Raw genomic sequence first — 17145 nt, 5'->3', positions numbered from 1 at the left:
AACAAGCCGCCAGGCTTCCCCGAAATTAAGGCTGCTCCCGGTTTTCCTCAAGGCGCGGCGCCCGCGCTACTGCGCCGCGTTGCGGATTGCCCGGTAGGTTTCCATCGCCGTGCCGGCGCCGTCCGCGCCGGATGCGATCCGGAAGGCGCGGCGCCGTGCCGCATCGTCGGCGGCGAGCGCCTGCAGCCAGCCGATGACCTCGCCGCAGGAGGCAGCCCGTCCCTGCAGTTCCTTCCTGAGCTGGACCAGGAAGGCGGCAAATGGCGCCAGTTCTTCCGGGACATGGTCGAGCCGCGCATAGGCCGGCACCAGCGCCGGGTTCCAGGCCAGCAGCGCCTGGGCCAGCTTCTGCAGCACCGGCGGGTCGGGCAGGCCGTCGTCGCTGTCGCTGAACGAGACCGTGGCGTCCAGGTCTTCCTCCCGGTCGGTGTCCGTCAGGGCGGCGCTGCGGAACGGGGCTGCAGAAAATGGCCTCATGGAAATTGTCTCCTCTGGAAAAGGCGCTATGTAACCATTCGACCGAATCAGTTTTCCCTGAATGAGGCAAATCGCCGATCGGACGCGCCGATACCCGGTTTTTAATGTCGGCGCGGGAAGAAGAAAGGCAGAACTATGACGTTATAATGACCGCCGGACTGCAAGCGCCCGGCCGTTTCGGGCGCTTCGCATGTCGGGCCGCCGGATCGCGGCCCGTTTTTTGTTATGAAGCGGCAACTTGCCTTCGACCATGGCCGATGTTGCCTGATCCGGAATTCCTTACGCCACCACCTGGTTTTTTATGTCGACTACTCCAGTACGCAAGCCTATCGAAATCAAGATTTCCACCGTGGTTGCGGTGGCTGCCATATTGAACGACACGAGCATGCCGGCGCTGCAGGAGGCAATGGCGCAGTTGACTGGCGGCGCTGCCGACTATTTCGACGACGAGTTCGCGATCCTCGATATCGGCCAGCTGACGCAGGACCATCCGCCGATCGACTGGCCGGCGCTGATCGCGCTGTTCAAGTCGCACCGGCTGACGCCGGTGGCGGTGCGCAATGCGCCGCCGGCGCTGGAAGCCGAGATCATTTCCCACGGCCTGAGCCTGGACGTGGTGGCCAAGCCGCGCATGGCGGCGCGGGCCGAAGCCCAGGCCGCCCCGGCCCCGGCGCCGGCTCCCGTCGCCGCGGCCCCCGCCGCGCCGCCGCCGGTCATCCAGCAGCCGGCGCGCGGCACCATGATCATCGACACGCCGGTGCGCGCCGGCCAGCGTGTCTATGCGCATGGCTGCGACCTGATCGTGACGGCCGCGGTCAACAATGGCGCTGAACTGATTGCCGACGGCAGCATCCACGTCTATGCGCCGCTGCGCGGGCGGGCGCTGGCCGGCGCCAGCGGCGACAGCGACGCCAGGATCTTCGCGATGAGCATGGAGCCTGAACTGGTTTCCATCGCCGGCTACTACCGTACCTTCGAGGACGGCCTGCCCAAGGAACTGGCGCAGGCGCCGGGCCAGGTGCGCCTGCTGGGCGACCGCATCGAGGTCATCGCAATGACGTCCGCATTGCATCGTTAATAGTTGTCACCACCGTTTTTCATATAAAGGAGTTTGTTTGTGGCAAAGATAATCGTCGTAACGTCCGGCAAGGGCGGCGTTGGCAAAACCACTTCCAGCGCCAGCTTCGCGTCCGGCCTGGCTCTGCGCGGCCACAAGACTGCGGTGCTCGACTTCGACGTCGGCCTGCGCAACCTCGACCTGATCATGGGTTGCGAGCGGCGCGTGGTCTATGACCTGATCAATGTCATCAACCAGGAAGCGACGCTGAACCAGGCGCTGATCAAGGACAAGCACTGCGAGAACCTGTTCGTGCTGCCGGCGTCGCAAACCCGCGACAAGGACGCGCTGACCGAGGAAGGCGTCGAGCGCGTGCTCAAGGACCTGGCGGCCATGGACTTCGAGTACATCATCTGCGACTCCCCCGCCGGCATCGAGCGCGGCGCCGTGATGGCGCTGACCTTCGCCGACGAGGCCGTCATCGTGACCAACCCGGAAGTGTCCTCGGTGCGCGACTCCGACCGCATCCTCGGCATCATCCAGGCCAAGTCGCGCCGCGCGCAAGCCGGCGGCGAACCGGTCAAGGAACACCTGCTGATCACCCGCTACGTGCCCAAGCGCGTCGACGCCGGTGAAATGCTGTCCTACACCGACGTCCAGGAAATATTGCGCATACCGCTGATCGGCATCATTCCGGAATCGGAGTCGGTGCTGCATGCATCCAACCAGGGCAACCCGGCGATCCATATCGATGGCAGCGACGTGTCGCAGGCCTACAAGGACGTGGTCTCGCGCTTTCTCGGCGAAGAAGTGCCGATGCGCTTCACCACTTACGAAAAACCCGGGCTGTTCCAGAGAATCTTTAGAGGCAAGTGACATGGCCCTCCTCTCCTTCCTGTTCAGCAACAAGCCCAAGTCCGCCACCGCGGCCAAGGAACGGCTGCAGATCATCATTGCGCGTGAACGCAATGGCACCGCGGGGCCGGATTTCCTGCCGGCCCTGCACAAGGAACTGATCGCGGTCATTTCGAAGTACACCAAGGTCAATGCCGACGACATCAAGATCTCGCTCGACCGCCAGGGCAACCTGGAGGTGCTCGACGTGAACGTGGTGCTGCCAGACGCGCCGCGCTGACCCGCCGACCTCCGATCCCTGCAGGCGGCTGCGGCTGGCTGCCGCCGCGCATTGTGTACGGCAACGTACTGTGCGCGGCGTTCCTCCGCGGCATACTGGGCCGGTATAACAATGCCGGCCTGCGCCGCCTACTGCAATGATCAAGCTCTCCCGACTGCTGCTTCGCCTGACCGCCTTCCTGGCGGTGCTGCTGCTGTGCGGCCTGGCGGCGTCGGCGCTGCTGGGATGGACGCCGGGCGCGAAGGGCCTGCCGGCCGACGTGGCCTCGGCCTACCAGCCCGGCGCCGGCAACTAGGCGCGCCGCGGACACGGCCAGCGCAATGAAACTCCACGGCGTCGACTACACGTCCGCACCCAGCCGCCGCAAGGGCATCACGATCGCCAGCGGCGAACTGCATGGCGACGTCCTCATCCTCGAATCGCTGACCAGCCTGCCCGACCATGCGGCCTTCGATGCATGGCTGCGCCAGCCGGGGCCCTGGCTGGGCGCGTTCGATTTCCCGTTCTCGCTGCCGCGCGAATTGGTCGAACACCTGCAATGGCCCACCGAATGGGCGCCGCTGATGCGGCATGTGACCAGCCTCACCCGGCCGGAGATGCGCGAGACCTTCAAGGCCTTCTGCGACGCCCGCCCGGTGGGCGGCAAGTTTGCGCACCGGGCCACCGACTTTCCGGCGGGCTCGTCGCCATCGATGAAATGGGTCAATCCGCCGGTGGCCTACATGCTGCATGCGGGCGTGCCGCAATTGCTGGCCGCCGGCGTCACCATCTATCAGCTCCATCCGGGCGACCCGGACCGCATTGCGTTCGAGGGCTATCCCGGCATGGTGGCCCGCGACATCACGCGCGCGTCCTACAAGAACGACCTGCGCAGCAAGCAGACGCCGGCGCGGCGCGAGGCACGGGAACGGATCGTCGGCATGCTCGAAGCGGGCCAGCACCGGTGGGACGTGAAGCTCGATGCCGGCGATTTTCGCGAGGCGCTGGTGGACGACGGCAGCGGCGACCTGCTGGACGCGGCGCTGTGCGCGGTGCTGGCGGCATGGGCATGGCAGCGGCGCGAAGCGCGTTACGGCATGCCGGAATTCGATGCGCTGGAGGGATGGATCGTCGGGGCCTGACCGCGCATCGGGGAGTCGCCTCGGTGCTGCGCGGCACGGGACTGGCGCGGCGGCGCGGCGTATCGCGCGGTCGGACGCCCAGCCGTCGGCCTCGCTGCGCGACGGCTGACCCGATGCGATGCCGCCTCCTGCCCGTGCGAGGCTCGCTGCCGCTGCATCGGCGGATTGAATTGCCTGCAAAGTCGAAGCCAGGCCCGGGCGCCGGAACCGATAACAAGGAATAAAAAATGGCTGGATGGCGGAAGAAGGCGGCGGTAACGGCGGCGGTGCTTGCGCTGCTGCTGGCCGTCGCTGCGCTGGTCGCACATGCGATGTTCGACGGCGAGCGCCTGAAGGCGATGGCGCAGGATCATGCGCGCACCGCGTGGTCGCGCGAGCTTGCGATCGACACCCTGTCGCTGCGGCTGTTCCCGGTCCCGGGCGTGCGCGCGACCGGCATTACGCTTTCCGCGCCGGCCTGGGCACAGTCGCCGCAGCTGGCCGCGGCCGACCTGCTCGACGTCAGCCTGTCCTGGCGCGCGCTGCTGTCCGGCCGTGTCGCGCCGGGCGCGCTGCATGTCGAAGGCGGCCGCCTGATGCTGGAACGCGCCGCCGACGGGCGTCGCAGCTGGGATCTGGACAGCCGCAGCGACGGCAGGATGGACTGGCGGCAGCTGGCGCAGGTCGAGCTGCGCAAGGTGGAGATCGTCTACCGCGATGGCGGCGCCAGACCGCGCAGCTGGCGGCTGCCGTCGCTGTCGGCCAGCGCCAGCCCGAACTGGCAGGACCTGCGGCTGCAGGGCCAGGTCGAGCATGCGCAGCAGACGATGACGCTGCAGGCCCGGCTGGCCGACCTGTCGCAGGCCGGCGCCGACGGCGCGGCGACCGACGGCGAAATCGCGGCAATCTGGCCGTCGGGCCGGCTCGACGTCAGGGGCAGGCTGCCGCTGTCGCTGCAAAGCGGCGACGCCGCTGCCGCCGTCGCTCTGGAAGCGCAGTCGGTGGACGCGCTGCTGCGCTTTTTCGACATCGAGGCGGCGCGGCCGCTGCAGGCGCCGCTGTCGGTCCACGCGACGCTGAAGGCTGCGGCAGACCACCTGGACATCGACAAGCTGCGCGTGAAGCTGGGACAGACCGAGGCGTCCGGCACGTTCCGGCTGCAGCGCAGCGGCGAGCGCACCCGCATCGACGGCGCGATCGACAGCCCCGCCATCGACTGGGCGGTGCTCACCCGCGACGCCGGACGCCCGACGCCGCCGCCGATACCCAGGAACGAACTGTTCCGGCATTACCCGCTTGCGTGGACCGCGGTCGATGCGCTCGACGGCGCCGACATGGCGCTGGCGGTAAAGATCAGAAAGCTGACGCTGCGCTCCGGCATCGCGCTGGCCGATGTCGCGGCGACCGTCGACAGCCATGACGACAAGGTCGACATCCCCGCGTTTTCGATGCAGCTGCTGGGCGGCAAGGCCAGCGGCAGCCTGAAGCTGGCCGGCGCGAAGCGTTCGGCGCAGCTGAAGCTGGCCGCCGGCGGCGTGCGGCTCGAACGGTTTTTCAGCGAGCGCGGCCGCAAGGTCCCGGTCAGCGGCGGACCGATGCAGATCGATGCGAATGTCAGCGGCCGCGGCGAGTCGCTGCGAGAGATGGCGGCCACCCTCGACGGCCTGGCGACGATACGCGGCGGTGCGACGCTGGTCCGCTCGGAAAAGGCGGGCGAGGTCGAGAGCCTGCTGACCAGCATGACGGCGCTGCTGTCGGAAAAGGATGCGCCGCAGATAAAGCTCGGCTGCTTCGCCGCCCGCCTGCCCTTTTCCAACGGCGTGGCGGCGCGCGCGGCGGTCGGGGCGCGCAGCGAGGCCAGCAAGCTGCTGACCTCGGGCACGGTCGACCTCAGGCGCCAGACCGTGGACCTGCACGGCCGGGTGCAGGCCCGCAACGGCGTCAGCCTGGGCATCGCGGCGCTGTCGGGCGACATCAGCATCGCCGGCAGGCTGCGCAAGCCGAAGATGGCGCTGGACCCGGTCGGCACGCCGTCGGCGCTGGCGCGCCTGGGCGCGGCCATCGTCACCGGCGGCCTGAGCCTGGTCGCCACCGCCGCCTGGGATGCGGCCAATCCCGGCCCGGACCCGTGCGAGGCGGTGTTCAGCGACAAGGGCTAAATCGGCCGCCGGGCGAGCGCCGGGCAGCCCTGCCTAATCCTGCGCGGCCCGCTGCGTCGCCAGGTCCATGTAGAAGTTCAGGCTTTCCGGATTGGCCATCGCGTCGCGGTTGGCCACCTGTTCGACCGGCATGCCGAGGAACAGCTTCTTGACCGGCAGCTCCATCTTCTTCCCGGTCAGCGTGCGCGGCACCTGCTGCACCTGGAAAATCGCGTTGGGCACATGCCGGGCCGACAGCGCGCTGCGGATCTTCTCGCGGATGCGCTGCTCCAGCGCCTCATCCAGCGTCACGCCGTCGCGCAGCACCACGAACAGCGGCATCCACGACTCGCGCCCCAGGTATTCGAGGTCGACCACGAGGCTGTCCAGCACTTCGGGCAGCTCTTCGACCACGCGGTAGATTTCCGCCGTCCCCATCCGTATTCCGTGCCGGTTGATGGTGGTGTCGGAGCGGCCATAGATGATGGCGCCGCCGCGCGGCGTGATGCGCAGCCAGTCGCCGTGCCGCCAGAGTCCGGGATAGGTCTCGAAGTAGCTTTCGAGATAGCGCTTATTGCCGGCGTCGTTCCAGAAATACAGCGGCATCGACGGCATCGGCTCGGTCACGACCAGTTCGCCGACTTCGTCCTGCAGCCTGTTGCCATTGTCGTCCAGCGCGTAGACCGCGATGCCCAGCCCGCGCGCCTGCATCTCGCCCGCATACACCGGCAGGATCGGGCAGGCGCCGACGAAGGACGCGGCAATGTCGGTGCCGCCGCTGATGGCCGCCAGCAGCAGGTCTTCCTTCACATGCCGATAGATCCATTCATAGCCGTCGACCGACAGCGGCGAGCCGGTCGCGCCGACCGAGCGCAGAGGCGACAGGTCGGCGAGCTGCGCCGGCTCGATGCCGGACTTCATGCAGTTGCCGAAGTAGGCGGCGCCGGCGCCGAAGAAGGTCATGCCGGTCTCGCCGGCAAAGCGCCACAGCGTGCCGAGGTCGGGGTAGCCGGGGTTGCCGTCGTAGATGCAGATGGTGGCGCCGACCAGCAGCCCCATCACCTGCGAGTTCCACATGATCCAGCCGGTGGTCGAGAACCACAGGAAGCGGTCGTCCGGCCCCAGGTCCAGGTGCAGCGCATGGCCCTTGATGCCTTCGATCAGCGCGCCGCCGTGGCCGTGGACGATGGGCTTGGGCATGCCGGTGGTGCCGGACGAATACAGTATCCACAGCGGATGGTCGAACGGCAGCTGCTCGAAGTGCATCGGCTCCGCGCCGGCCGCCGGGTGGTCCAGCAGCGATTGCCAGGATAGCGCGCCGCCCAGGCTGGCGCCGGCGTCCAGGTAAGGCAGCAGCACCGTGTTCTGCAGCGTCGGCAGCGACTCGCGCATCGTGCGCACCACGTCCAGCCGGTCGAAATCGCGGCCGCCGTAGCGGTAGCCGTCGACCGCCAGCAGCAGCTTCGGGTCGATCTGGCGGAAGCGGTCGAGCACGCTGGCGTGGCCCATGTCGGGCGAACAGCTGGACCAGATCGCGCCTATGCTGGCGCAGGCCAGGAAGGCTACCGCGGTCTCGGGGATATTCGGCAGGTAGGCGACGACCCGGTCGCCCGGCCCGATGCCCAGCGCGCGCAGCGCATTGGCGACCGCGCGGATCTGGTCGCGCAATTCGGCCCAAGACAGCTGCGACAGGCCGCGCAATTCCGAGCGCGAGATGATGGCCGGCTTCGCCGCGCCGTCGGCATCGTCATGGAAGCGGAAAACCTGCTCGGCGAAATTGAGCCTGGCGCCGGCAAACCAGTTCGCGCCCGGCATCCGGTGCTGGTCCAGCACCTGCGTATAGGGGGCCGAGCTTTTGATATCGAAGTATTGCCAGATCGACTCCCAGAAATCTTCCAGGCGCGTCACCGACCATTCCCAGCATTCCTCATAGCTGCCGAAGGAGAGGTTCTTTTCCCGCGCCAGCCAGTGCAGGTAGTCCTGCAACCGGCTGTCGGCAATACGCTGCGGGGACGGGGTCCATAGGGGTGTTGGCTGCTCGGACTGCATGGGGGCGCTCCTTTGTTGTTGGTATGGAAAACTGTCTCCATGACAGATTAACGCAAAAGCCATGTGCGATGACAGGCCAGACCAGGCTGCGCAGGCGCAAACGACCGGCCTGATTGCCGCTTATTTTGGCGCGGCCTGCTTGCCATTTTAATAAATGTCCTTATTGTGTTCGGTAGCGAACCGAATCCGTGCAGACAAATGTTTTATCTTGTTTTCAACATGTGGCGAGTGCTTACACCCGGCTTGTCCTGAGGTTCGCGGCCGGCTTTTCTGGCGCGCCTTTAATGCGCATCCTTTATGGATGCTTGATATACGACTTTTCAAAGGAAATCATCATGGTGGATACAAGCAAGAACATGCCAGGCAGCAGCACCGGTCCGACCTCCGGCACCACCGGCAGCGGTTCCACGGTCAGCAACACCACCGGTAGCAATGCGACCGGCAGTGGCAATATGGGCGGCGCTTCAAAAGGCGGCAATACCGGCAGCGGCGGCAACATGGGCAGCGGTTCCATGAGCGGCGGCGCTTCGGGCAGCGACAACAAGAACAGCAGCGGTACGACCGGCAGCAGCGGCTCGATGGGCAGCAGCACCACCACGCCTACATCGTCGTCGGACACCAAGAGCGCGTCGACCCCTGCCAGCGGCACTTCGGGCAGCACCGGCAGCACCACGCCAGCGCCAGGTTCGATGGGCGGCTCGATAAACCAGGCGAAAGAGTCTGCCAAGGAAACCGTCAACCAGGCGAAAGAGTCCGTCAAGGAAACCGTCGACCAGGCCAAGGAATCGGTCAAGGAAACCGTCGACCAGGCGAAGACGACTGCGCATGACACGATAGACAAGGCAGCCGATGCTGCCCGTCCTACCGTCGAGAAACTGTCGGGCACCGCGCACATGGCTGTCGACAAGGTATCCACCGTTGCTTCGCAGGCAGCCACCAAGGTGTCGGAAAAAGCATCGCAGATGAAGGACCTGCAAGACCAGGTCATCGCCGACACCCGCGTGCGTGTTCGCGAAAAGCCAATGACCGCACTGGCGATTGCCGCCGGCGCCGGTTACATCCTGAGCCGCATCCTGCGCCGCTAACGCGCATGGGCTGGCGGGCCGACCGGTCCGCCAGCATAGTCTGGCTGCATCCAGTTCGCTGGCATGCAGCGTTGCGCCTGCTGGCGAATATTGGAAAGACCATGTTGAAAACGAATTACCTGCTGTCCGGCTGCCTGATGCTGGGCATTCTGGCCACCCTGCCCGCCTGCGGACGCAAGGATGCAGTCGCCACGCCGACCGCAGTTTCCCAGCCCGGTGCGGCTACCGTGGAAAGCAAGGGCGTGTCGGTTGCCGCCCCGCCATCTGAAATGCCCAAGCAGGATGCCGCCATACCGCCGCAGTCGCCTACCGTTGCCGCAACGGTGCCCGATTCGGCCAGTCCTTCGCAAGCCAATCCAAAGACGTTGGACAAGGAACAGGAATCGACCGCGATGCCGATGCCCGGCCAGGTCAATAATCACTCCACGCCTGAATCCATCGACAAGCCGGGCGCACAGCCCAAGTAAGCCGCCTGCCCGGACTTGGGGGCTTCAGATTTCGCGGCTGAATATCTTCCCGACCCGCATCGAGAAACGGCACAGCGCATCCATCGCCTCGAAGTCCAGGCTGGCTGGACGGCCGCCGTACACGTGCGCCTTCAGCCAGGCGATTTCGTCGGGCATCATGTCGCCGCTCAGCGTGCGATGCCAGCAGCGGCGTTCCGGGTCCCAGCGGTAGGTGCGCGCCTTGAGCAGGTCCTTGCTGTCATACGGCGCTTTCACCGCATAGACCCGGAAGTCCCTGTCCTGCGCCTTTTCCAGCAGGCAGGCCAGCGCCAGCCGGCCTGATACCGGAAGCGGCGTCTGCAGCAATTCCAGCAGCGCCAGGCAATCGGTCTGCGCCCGGTGCGCATCGTAGAAGAATCCCATCCGGTAGGCGAGATATTCAAGCTTGGCGGAAGGCATGCTTTCGGACGACCAGCCCACCTGGTGCAGCGAGCAGGCCCATGGCAGCGTCCGGAAGACCGGCAGCCTTTCTTCCAGGAACGGGCGGTCGAAGCGGGCGTTATGGGCGATCACCAGGTCCAGTCCCTGCACCAGTTCCGCTACCCGTTCATCGTCTATCTTTTTACCGGCCACCATGTCATCGGTAATCCCGTGGACCGCCGTCGATGCCGGCGGGATCGGCACGCCAGGATCTTCGAGCTGGTCGAAAATTTCCAGTATCCGGAACACCTGGCCGCTTTCCCTGCAGTATTCAAATACCACCATCGCAAACTCGATGATCGCATCCGTCTCCAGGTTAAGGCCTGTCGTCTCGGTGTCGACCACCGCACCGCGCGCAAGCGCCCTGCCGTCCGGTTCGGCATAGCCGCTGCGTTCGGGCAGGCGGCGCAGGATGCGGTAAGCGGGATGGCATTCGAGGCGCCTGGCCAGCTGCTCGGCATCGCCGGCGCTGAGGGGATCTTGTTCTGACATGAAAACGGGGTGAAGACGGTAATCGCGCCGAGTATACCGGGCTTTGGCGCGGTATTTCTGTTTATGAATCCAGCTCGATAAGGCGTCCCATGTCGTCCCGCGGCCTCGATTGCGGCGTTTGCCCCTTCCGCCGCCACTATGCCGGATCGCCTTTATTCAACAACGGCGGTCGCTGTCCCGCCTGTTCGAGCATCTTGCGACTCACACTAATTAGTAACAACATTTCTACATTCGCCATTTCAATGAGATGTTTCCATGCCGATCACGACCATCTCGGGTCGCGAATTCAACTAGGGTGCCAGCGAAGCGAAGCGCGCGGCGAACAGTGGACAGGTGTTCATCACAGCCCGGGGTCGACCTGCCCATGTTCTTTTGAGTTTTGAAGACTATCAACGCCTCACGAGGCAACGGCGGAACATTGCTGATGCGCTGGCCATGCCCGATGTTGCCGACATCGAGTTCGAGCCGCCGCGCATTACACTCAAAATCCAGCCGGCTGACTTTTCATGATGTTCGTTCTGGATACCAACGTGGTGTCGGAACTGCGCAAGGTGTGGCTTGGCAAGGCCGATATGAACCTGGCGGCATGGACAGAAAGCGTCGACGCCTCCGACCTCTTCGTATCCGCTATCACCATCATGGAACTGGAAATCGGCGTTCTATCCATAGAGCGAAAAAACGCCGCCCAGGGAATGCTGTTGCGGTCCTGGCTGCAGCAGCACGTGTTGCCTGAGTTCACACAACGCACGCTGGCTATCGATACTGCCGTGGCACAACGCCGCGCCCGCTTGCATGTGCCCGACAAACGCAGCGAGCGCGACGCACTCATCGCGGCAACTGCCCTTGTGCATCGTATGACGGTGGCGACTCGCAACGTCGCTGATTTCAAACCTACAGGAATCAACCTCCTCAATCCGTGGGCGAAATCGCCATGACAGCAGCGCGGAAGAAACTGCGAAGCCGAGCGGACATTCTGGATTTTGGCGGCCAGTCCGGGTGGTATTGCAAGCGTTTTATCGAATTCGAGATCGCGCCAGTACGGCGAAAGCATCATGCGGCGTAGTTGAAGGGAATCAACTACTGCATTTCTCCAGGAAACACCCGGGAGCAGACTTCAACGATACGCTGCAAGAAAAATTTCGTCCGCCAGTCCCGCAGTACTGCGCTTGTTTCACGCGAGTTCGCTGGCAATTTCAGCGCCGCCCGGCCAGTTTCCGTCAAAGCTGTCATACTCCCGTCTTCCCCCGTATGCTCACCCGGCATGTCCGCGATCGCGGCGCATGCGCATTACCTCTGGCCCCCATGGAAGCTCCAAAAAATATCCGTTCCTACCCGCGTTATCGTCCCGACTATCAGACGCCGGCGCCCTTCCTGCCGACCACGCGGGCCGAGATGGATGCGCTGGGCTGGGACAGCTGCGACGTGATCCTGGTGACGGGCGATGCGTATATCGACCATCCGAGCTTTGGCATGGCGTTGGTGGGCCGGCTGCTGGAGGCGCAGGGTTTCCGGGTCGGCATCCTGACCCAGCCGAACTGGCTGTCGGTCGACGACTTCCGCTCGCTGGGACGGCCGAACCTGTATTTCGGCATCACCGCCGGCAACATGGATTCGATGATCAACCGCTACACGTCGGACCGCAAGATCCGCTCCGAGGATGCCTATACGCCCAACGGCGACCCGGACAAGCGGCCCGACCGCGCGGTGGTGGTGTATGCGCAGCGGGTGCGCGAAGCATATCCGGAAGTCAACGTGGTGATCGGCAGCATCGAGGCCAGCCTGCGCCGGATTGCGCATTACGATTACTGGTCGGACAAGGTCAAGCGCTCGGTGCTGCCCGACTCCAAGGCGGATATTCTCATTTTCGGCAATGCCGAACGTGCGCTGATCGCACTGACGCACCGGGTTGCCGCCGGGGAGCCGATCCGCTCGATCCGCGACCTGCGCGGCACGGCCTTCATGGTGCCGCGCGGCTGGAAGCCGGCAGCCGACTGGACCGAAGCCAACTCCACGCGCATCGACACCCCGGGACGGATCGAAGCGCATCCCGACCCGTATGAAATGAAGTCCAAGGAAGACGCGTCCTGCAAGACCGAGGCCGCGCCCGAGGAGCCGAAGCCGATCCTGATCCTGTCCCGCGAGGAGCGGATGGCCGCGCTGAAGGAAGTGCGCAACCGCAGCGTCGTGCGCCTGCCGTCGTTCGAGCAGGTCAAGGACGATCCGGTGATGTATGCGCATGCGTCCCGCGTGTTCCACCTGGAGTCCAATCCCGGCAATGCCCGTGCGCTGGTGCAGCAGCATGGCGAACGCGACGTCTGGCTGAATCCGCCGCCGCTGCCGCTGGCGATGGACGAAATGGACTTCGTGTTCGACATGCCCTATGCCCGCGCGCCGCATCCGCGCTATGGCAAGGCGCGCATCCCGGCCTGGGAAATGATCCGCTTCTCGGTCAACATCATGCGCGGCTGCTTCGGCGGCTGCACTTTCTGCTCGATCACCGAGCATGAAGGCCGCATCATCCAGAGCCGCTCCGAGCCGTCCATCCTGCGCGAGATCGAGCTGATCCGCGACAAGACCAAGGGCTTCACCGGCACCATTTCCGACCTGGGCGGGCCGACCGCGAACATGTACCGGCTGGCCTGCAAGGACAAGGCGATCGAGGAATCCTGCCGCCGCCTGTCATGTGTTTATCCGACCATCTGTTCGAATCTTGGCACCGATCATTCGAAGCTGATCCAGCTCTACCGCAAGGCGCGCGCCATCCCTGGCGTGAAGAAGATCCTGGTCAGCTCGGGCCTGCGTTACGACCTCGCGGTGCGCTCGCCCGAATATGTGAAGGAACTGGTGACGCATCATGTCGGCGGACTGTTGAAGATCGCACCCGAACATTCCGAAAACGGCCCCCTGTCCAAGATGATGAAGCCGGGCATGGGCGCTTATCACGCGTTCAAGGAGATGTTCGAACGTTTTTCGAAGGAAGCCGGCAAGGAACAGTATTTGATTCCCTACTTCATCGCGGCCCACCCGGGCACTACCGACGAGGACATGCTGAACCTGGCGCTATGGCTGAAGCAGAATGACTTCCGGCTCGACCAGGTGCAGACCTTCCTGCCGACGCCGATGGCGCTGGCGACCGCGATGTACCACACGCGCAAGAATCCGCTGCACAAGGTGACCGACGAATCGGAAATCGTCGAGACGGTGCGGGCCGGCAAGGTGCGCAAGCTGCACAAGGCTTTCCTGCGCTATCACGACCCTGCCAACTGGGACATCCTGCGCGAAGGCCTGCACCGGATGGGGCGTTCCGACCTGATCGGCAACGGCCCGCAGCACCTGGTGCCGCGCGGCACGTCGTCGCCGGCGCTGCAGGCGATCGAGCGCAAGCGCGAAACGCCGGGACCGGACAAGCTGGCCCGCAAGTTCGGCCAGAACAAGCCTCGTCCGGGCGCCGCCGTGCAACGCCAGCCGGTGCGCAGTGCGCGCGGCAAGCCCGGCCGGATGGTGTGATACCGATCCCGGCTCAAAACGCGCCATGAAACACCGTAGGGTGTAATAAGCGCAAGCGCATTACACCATTCGTTGCGCACAGGCGATGGGGGCTGATTGGCGAGTGGCGCAATGCGCTACGCTCATTACACCCCACGAGCCTGCGAGCCACGCAGTCGAATTGATCCCATCCGGTACGCCATGACCTGGGGTGGGCATGAGACAGGTGCCGCCGGGCTTATGTTGCGGGTGGCACGTTGGATGAGCCGGCGGCGTCGGGGTCGTCGCCGCTTGGTCGGGCTACTGCGCCCCGACCGCCACCGCCTGCGGGATGCGGCCTACTTCACCCGCCGGAACCGGTCGCCCGAAGTAGAAACCCTGGACCACGTCGCAGCCCAGCTGCTGCAGCGTCTCGACCTGGTCCGCCGTCTCCACGCCTTCGGCGATCACCTGCATGCCGAGGTTATGCCCGAGCTGGATGATGGAGCGGGCGATCGCTTTGTCCTTGCTGGAGGTGGTCAGGTGGTCGATGAACTGCTTGTCGATCTTCAGTGCATCCAGCGCAAACTGCTTCAGGTAGGCCAGCGACGAATAGCCGGTGCCGAAGTCATCCACCGACAGCTTGAGCCCCAGGTCCTTCAGCGAGCGCAGCAGGTTGCGGGTGTGTTCAGTATTGGACATCAGCATGCTCTCGGTCAGCTCGATCTCGAGCTGGTACGGCGGCAGCTGGTTGGCCTCGAGCACCCGCTGTATCTGCGGTACCAGGTTCTTGTCGGCGAACTGGCGCGGCGACAGGTTGACCGACAGCGAACACTGCTCGGGCAGCATGCTGTTCCATGCATGGCGCTGGCGGCAGCCGGTGGAGAACACCCATTGCCCCATCGGGATGATCAGCCCGGTTTCCTCCAGCATCGGCACGAAGGTGCTGGGCGCGATGCTGCCGATGCGATCGTGGTCCCAGCGCAGCAGCGCCTCGTAGCCGACGACCCTGCCGGTTCCGATGTCGACCTGCGGCTGGTAATGCAGGAAGAAGCCGTCATCCTCCACCGCCACGCGCAGCGCCTGCTCCAGCATCAGCCGGTGGCGCGCCTTCGCATTCATTTCGGGCATGTAGAAATGGTAAAGGTTGCGGCCGTCGCTCTTGGCCTGGTACATCGCCACGCCCGCGGCCTGCATCAGCATGTCGACGTCGTCGCTGCATTCGGGAAAGCTGGCGATGCCGATGCTGGCGCTGATGGTGACCTGCATGCCGTCCTCGAGCCGGAACGGGCAGCGCAGCGCGGTCAGGATCTTGCCGGCGATCTGCGCGGCGCTGGAGGCGTCGTCGAGCTCGTCGAGCACGACCGAGAACTCGTCGCCGCCGATGCGCGAGACGATGTCGTAGGAACGCACGCATTCCCTGATGCTGGTGGCGACCGCGGCAAGCAGGAAGTCGCCCGCCGCGTGCCCGAGCGTGTCATTGATGCGCTTGAAATGATCGAGGTCGATGAACATCAGCGCCACGCTCTTGCGCGCCCGGCGCGCCCGGTCGAGCGCGATCCGGAAGGCGGACTTGAAACCGCTGCGGTTGTTCAAACCCGTCAGGGGGTCGGTCACCGCCTGTCGGCGCAGGGCTTCTTCCAGCGCCTTGCGCTGCGAGATGTCCTGGAACACGATGACCAGGCCGTCGCCGTTCCCAGCCAGCCGCGAAACGCACAGCGACACCGGGAAGTGGGTGCGGTCATGCCGCATGAAGATCGTTTCCTCGATCCGGGTCTCCTTCCCGTGGCGCAACGTGTGGAAAAACGGGGTATGTTCCCAATGCGGGACATCTCCGGCAGGAAACGGGTAGAACATCCGGTAGTCGGCCCCGACCAGCTGATCATTCTCGACCTTCAGCATCAGGCGCGCCGCTGGGTTGGCAAACCGCATGTGCCCGTCCCGGTCGAGTCCGATCACGCCCTCGCCGGCCGCATTGAGCATCGATTCGTAATAGGCCTTGGTGCTGTCGATATGGCTGATCGCCTGCCGCAGGCGGCGCCGGTTGCCGTCGAGTTCGAGCAGCACCGCGACCTTGCTCGACAGTACTGGCTCGGCCACCGGCCTGCCGAGGTAGTCGATGGCGCCTGCCTCGTACGCCCTTGCGATGGCGGCGGCGTCCCAGACGCCGTTGCTGAGCAGGATGACGGGGATATGCCGGGTCCGCGAATTTTCGCGTATCCACTGGGTCAATGCATAACCGTCCATGCCGGGAAGTGCGACGTCGGCCAGCACCAGCGCGATGTCTTCGGCGACCAGGATTTCCAGCGCCCGTTCACCGCTGTCTGCATGCTGCGACTGCGCGCCCAGGCTGTGCAGGAGCGGCAGCAGGCCCGGCGGCGCATCGGACTGGGGGCCGACCAGTAACACGGTCTGCTGGATTGCCGGTCCGGCCGGCTTGGTGAGGAGTGAGTCCATAGTCGCGGGTGAGTGGCGCATCGCCTCCGGGGTGCTGCATGGCAGGCACGAGATTTTTGATTAAATACAGTGTTTGCTTTCTAGATCGATCCAGCTCTCCCTGTAAAGTTCCATTACAGGCAATCGTGTCTGTTTCTCATCATTCGTTTCGTTTACCATGGCGGCTTTCATGGGCTTGCCCTGCCCCTCCCCCATCTTTTTCATTACCCATGTCCCAGCCCCGAATTTCCCTGATCGTCGCCATGGATCGCAAGCGCGGCATCGGCATCGAGAACCGCCTGCCGTGGAAACTGCCCGAGGACCTCGCCCATTTCAAGCGCACCACTACCGGGCACGCGATCATCATGGGCCGCAAGACCTTCGATTCGATCGGCCGGCCGCTTCCGGGTCGCCGCAACATCGTCGTGACGCGCGACCCGGCCTGGCAAAGGGACGGCGTGCTGGCAGCCGCGACGCCGGAACAGGCGCGCGAACTCGCGCAGCGCGAGACGGAAGCCTTCATCATCGGCGGCGCCGAACTGTTTGCGCAGACCATCGCGCTTGCCGACCGGATGATCGTGACCGAGATCGACTCGGAATTCGACTGCGACACCTTCTTCCCGGCCATAGACCCGGCGTCCTGGCGGGAGACCGGACGCGACACATTCCAGTCGACTGCCAGCGGACTGGACTTTGCGATCGTGACCTACGACCGCGTGCGATAAATCGCAAGCTGTGCGGTCTGCTTTTGCAGCGCACCCGACACATATCTGCGAAAATTCGGC

At 64.8% G+C, this 17145-nt stretch carries 15 protein-coding genes and 1 pseudogene; 12 read left to right on the top strand and 4 right to left on the bottom strand.

Annotated features, from left to right (window positions below; genetic code table 11):
• Positions 1 to 66: 66 nt before the first annotated feature.
• Positions 67 to 477, bottom strand: a complete 411-nt coding sequence (locus tag QOL82_RS03115) for a hypothetical protein (RefSeq protein WP_283440754.1) — start codon at positions 475 to 477, stop codon at positions 67 to 69.
• A 301-nt stretch (positions 478 to 778) separates the two neighbouring features.
• On the opposite strand from QOL82_RS03115, the gene minC reads away from it, so the two are divergent.
• The 6 genes from minC (at position 779) to QOL82_RS03085 (ending at position 5928) form a co-directional block, all read left to right on the top strand.
• Complete coding sequence (minC, locus tag QOL82_RS03110; RefSeq protein ID WP_283440753.1) at positions 779 to 1555, top strand: septum site-determining protein MinC; 777 nt, start codon at positions 779 to 781, stop codon at positions 1553 to 1555.
• A 39-nt stretch (positions 1556 to 1594) separates the two neighbouring features.
• On the top strand, positions 1595 to 2410 hold the full coding sequence (gene minD / locus QOL82_RS03105; protein ID WP_283440752.1) for a septum site-determining protein MinD: 816 nt from the start codon (positions 1595 to 1597) through the stop codon (positions 2408 to 2410).
• A 1-nt stretch (position 2411) separates the two neighbouring features.
• Entirely contained in the window at positions 2412 to 2669 is a 258-nt protein-coding gene (minE, locus tag QOL82_RS03100) for a cell division topological specificity factor MinE (RefSeq protein ID WP_283440751.1), read from the top strand.
• A 136-nt stretch (positions 2670 to 2805) separates the two neighbouring features.
• Positions 2806 to 2964 (top strand): hypothetical protein, encoded by a 159-nt coding sequence (locus QOL82_RS03095; RefSeq protein WP_283440750.1) that lies wholly within the window; start codon positions 2806 to 2808, stop codon positions 2962 to 2964.
• A gap of 25 nt (positions 2965 to 2989) precedes the next feature.
• On the top strand, positions 2990 to 3790 hold the full coding sequence (locus QOL82_RS03090) for a DUF429 domain-containing protein (protein WP_283440749.1): 801 nt from the start codon (positions 2990 to 2992) through the stop codon (positions 3788 to 3790).
• A 227-nt stretch (positions 3791 to 4017) separates the two neighbouring features.
• Positions 4018 to 5928, top strand: a complete 1911-nt coding sequence (locus QOL82_RS03085; protein WP_283440748.1) for an AsmA family protein — start codon at positions 4018 to 4020, stop codon at positions 5926 to 5928.
• Between the two features lie 33 nt (positions 5929 to 5961).
• Here the strand turns inward: QOL82_RS03085 and QOL82_RS03080 are convergent, their stop codons facing one another.
• Positions 5962 to 7956 (bottom strand): acetoacetate--CoA ligase, encoded by a 1995-nt coding sequence (locus QOL82_RS03080; RefSeq protein ID WP_283440747.1) that lies wholly within the window; start codon positions 7954 to 7956, stop codon positions 5962 to 5964.
• A 335-nt stretch (positions 7957 to 8291) separates the two neighbouring features.
• On the opposite strand from QOL82_RS03080, the gene QOL82_RS03075 reads away from it, so the two are divergent.
• Entirely contained in the window at positions 8292 to 9041 is a 750-nt protein-coding gene (locus tag QOL82_RS03075; RefSeq protein ID WP_283440746.1) for an ElaB/YgaM/YqjD family protein, read from the top strand.
• Positions 9042 to 9142: 101 nt separating this feature from the next.
• Entirely contained in the window at positions 9143 to 9508 is a 366-nt protein-coding gene (locus QOL82_RS03070; RefSeq protein ID WP_283440745.1) for a hypothetical protein, read from the top strand.
• A gap of 24 nt (positions 9509 to 9532) precedes the next feature.
• On the opposite strand, the gene QOL82_RS03065 is transcribed toward QOL82_RS03070, so the two are convergent.
• Positions 9533 to 10459 carry a 3'-5' exonuclease gene (locus QOL82_RS03065; RefSeq protein ID WP_283440744.1) on the bottom strand — a complete coding sequence of 309 codons (927 nt, stop codon included), beginning with the start codon at positions 10457 to 10459 and terminating at the stop codon, positions 9533 to 9535.
• Between the two features lie 255 nt (positions 10460 to 10714).
• Between QOL82_RS03065 and QOL82_RS03060 the strand changes: the two are divergent.
• From QOL82_RS03060 to QOL82_RS03050, 3 genes and pseudogenes are all read left to right on the top strand, one after another.
• Positions 10715 to 10969: pseudogene (locus QOL82_RS03060) on the top strand (type II toxin-antitoxin system Phd/YefM family antitoxin).
• A complete protein-coding gene (locus tag QOL82_RS03055; protein ID WP_283440743.1) occupies positions 10966 to 11394 on the top strand; it encodes a type II toxin-antitoxin system VapC family toxin in 429 nt (142 codons plus the stop codon). Before QOL82_RS03060 ends, QOL82_RS03055 begins: the two are co-directional and overlap by 4 nt.
• A gap of 367 nt (positions 11395 to 11761) precedes the next feature.
• Positions 11762 to 13966, top strand: coding sequence for a YgiQ family radical SAM protein (locus tag QOL82_RS03050; RefSeq protein ID WP_430438425.1), 2205 nt, complete (start codon positions 11762 to 11764; stop codon positions 13964 to 13966).
• A gap of 279 nt (positions 13967 to 14245) precedes the next feature.
• Here the strand turns inward: QOL82_RS03050 and QOL82_RS03045 are convergent, their stop codons facing one another.
• Positions 14246 to 16381 (bottom strand): putative bifunctional diguanylate cyclase/phosphodiesterase, encoded by a 2136-nt coding sequence (locus QOL82_RS03045; protein WP_283440742.1) that lies wholly within the window; start codon positions 16379 to 16381, stop codon positions 14246 to 14248.
• A gap of 209 nt (positions 16382 to 16590) precedes the next feature.
• On the opposite strand from QOL82_RS03045, the gene QOL82_RS03040 reads away from it, so the two are divergent.
• Positions 16591 to 17085, top strand: a complete 495-nt coding sequence (locus tag QOL82_RS03040; RefSeq protein ID WP_283440741.1) for a dihydrofolate reductase — start codon at positions 16591 to 16593, stop codon at positions 17083 to 17085.
• Positions 17086 to 17145 lie beyond the last annotated feature (60 nt).

This window comes from Noviherbaspirillum suwonense, from assembly GCF_900182955.1.
GTDB lineage: Bacteria > Pseudomonadota > Gammaproteobacteria > Burkholderiales > Burkholderiaceae_D > Noviherbaspirillum_A > Noviherbaspirillum_A suwonense.
Note: the sequence above shows the minus strand (reverse complement) of the source record. Positions and strands in the feature narration are given on the sequence as shown.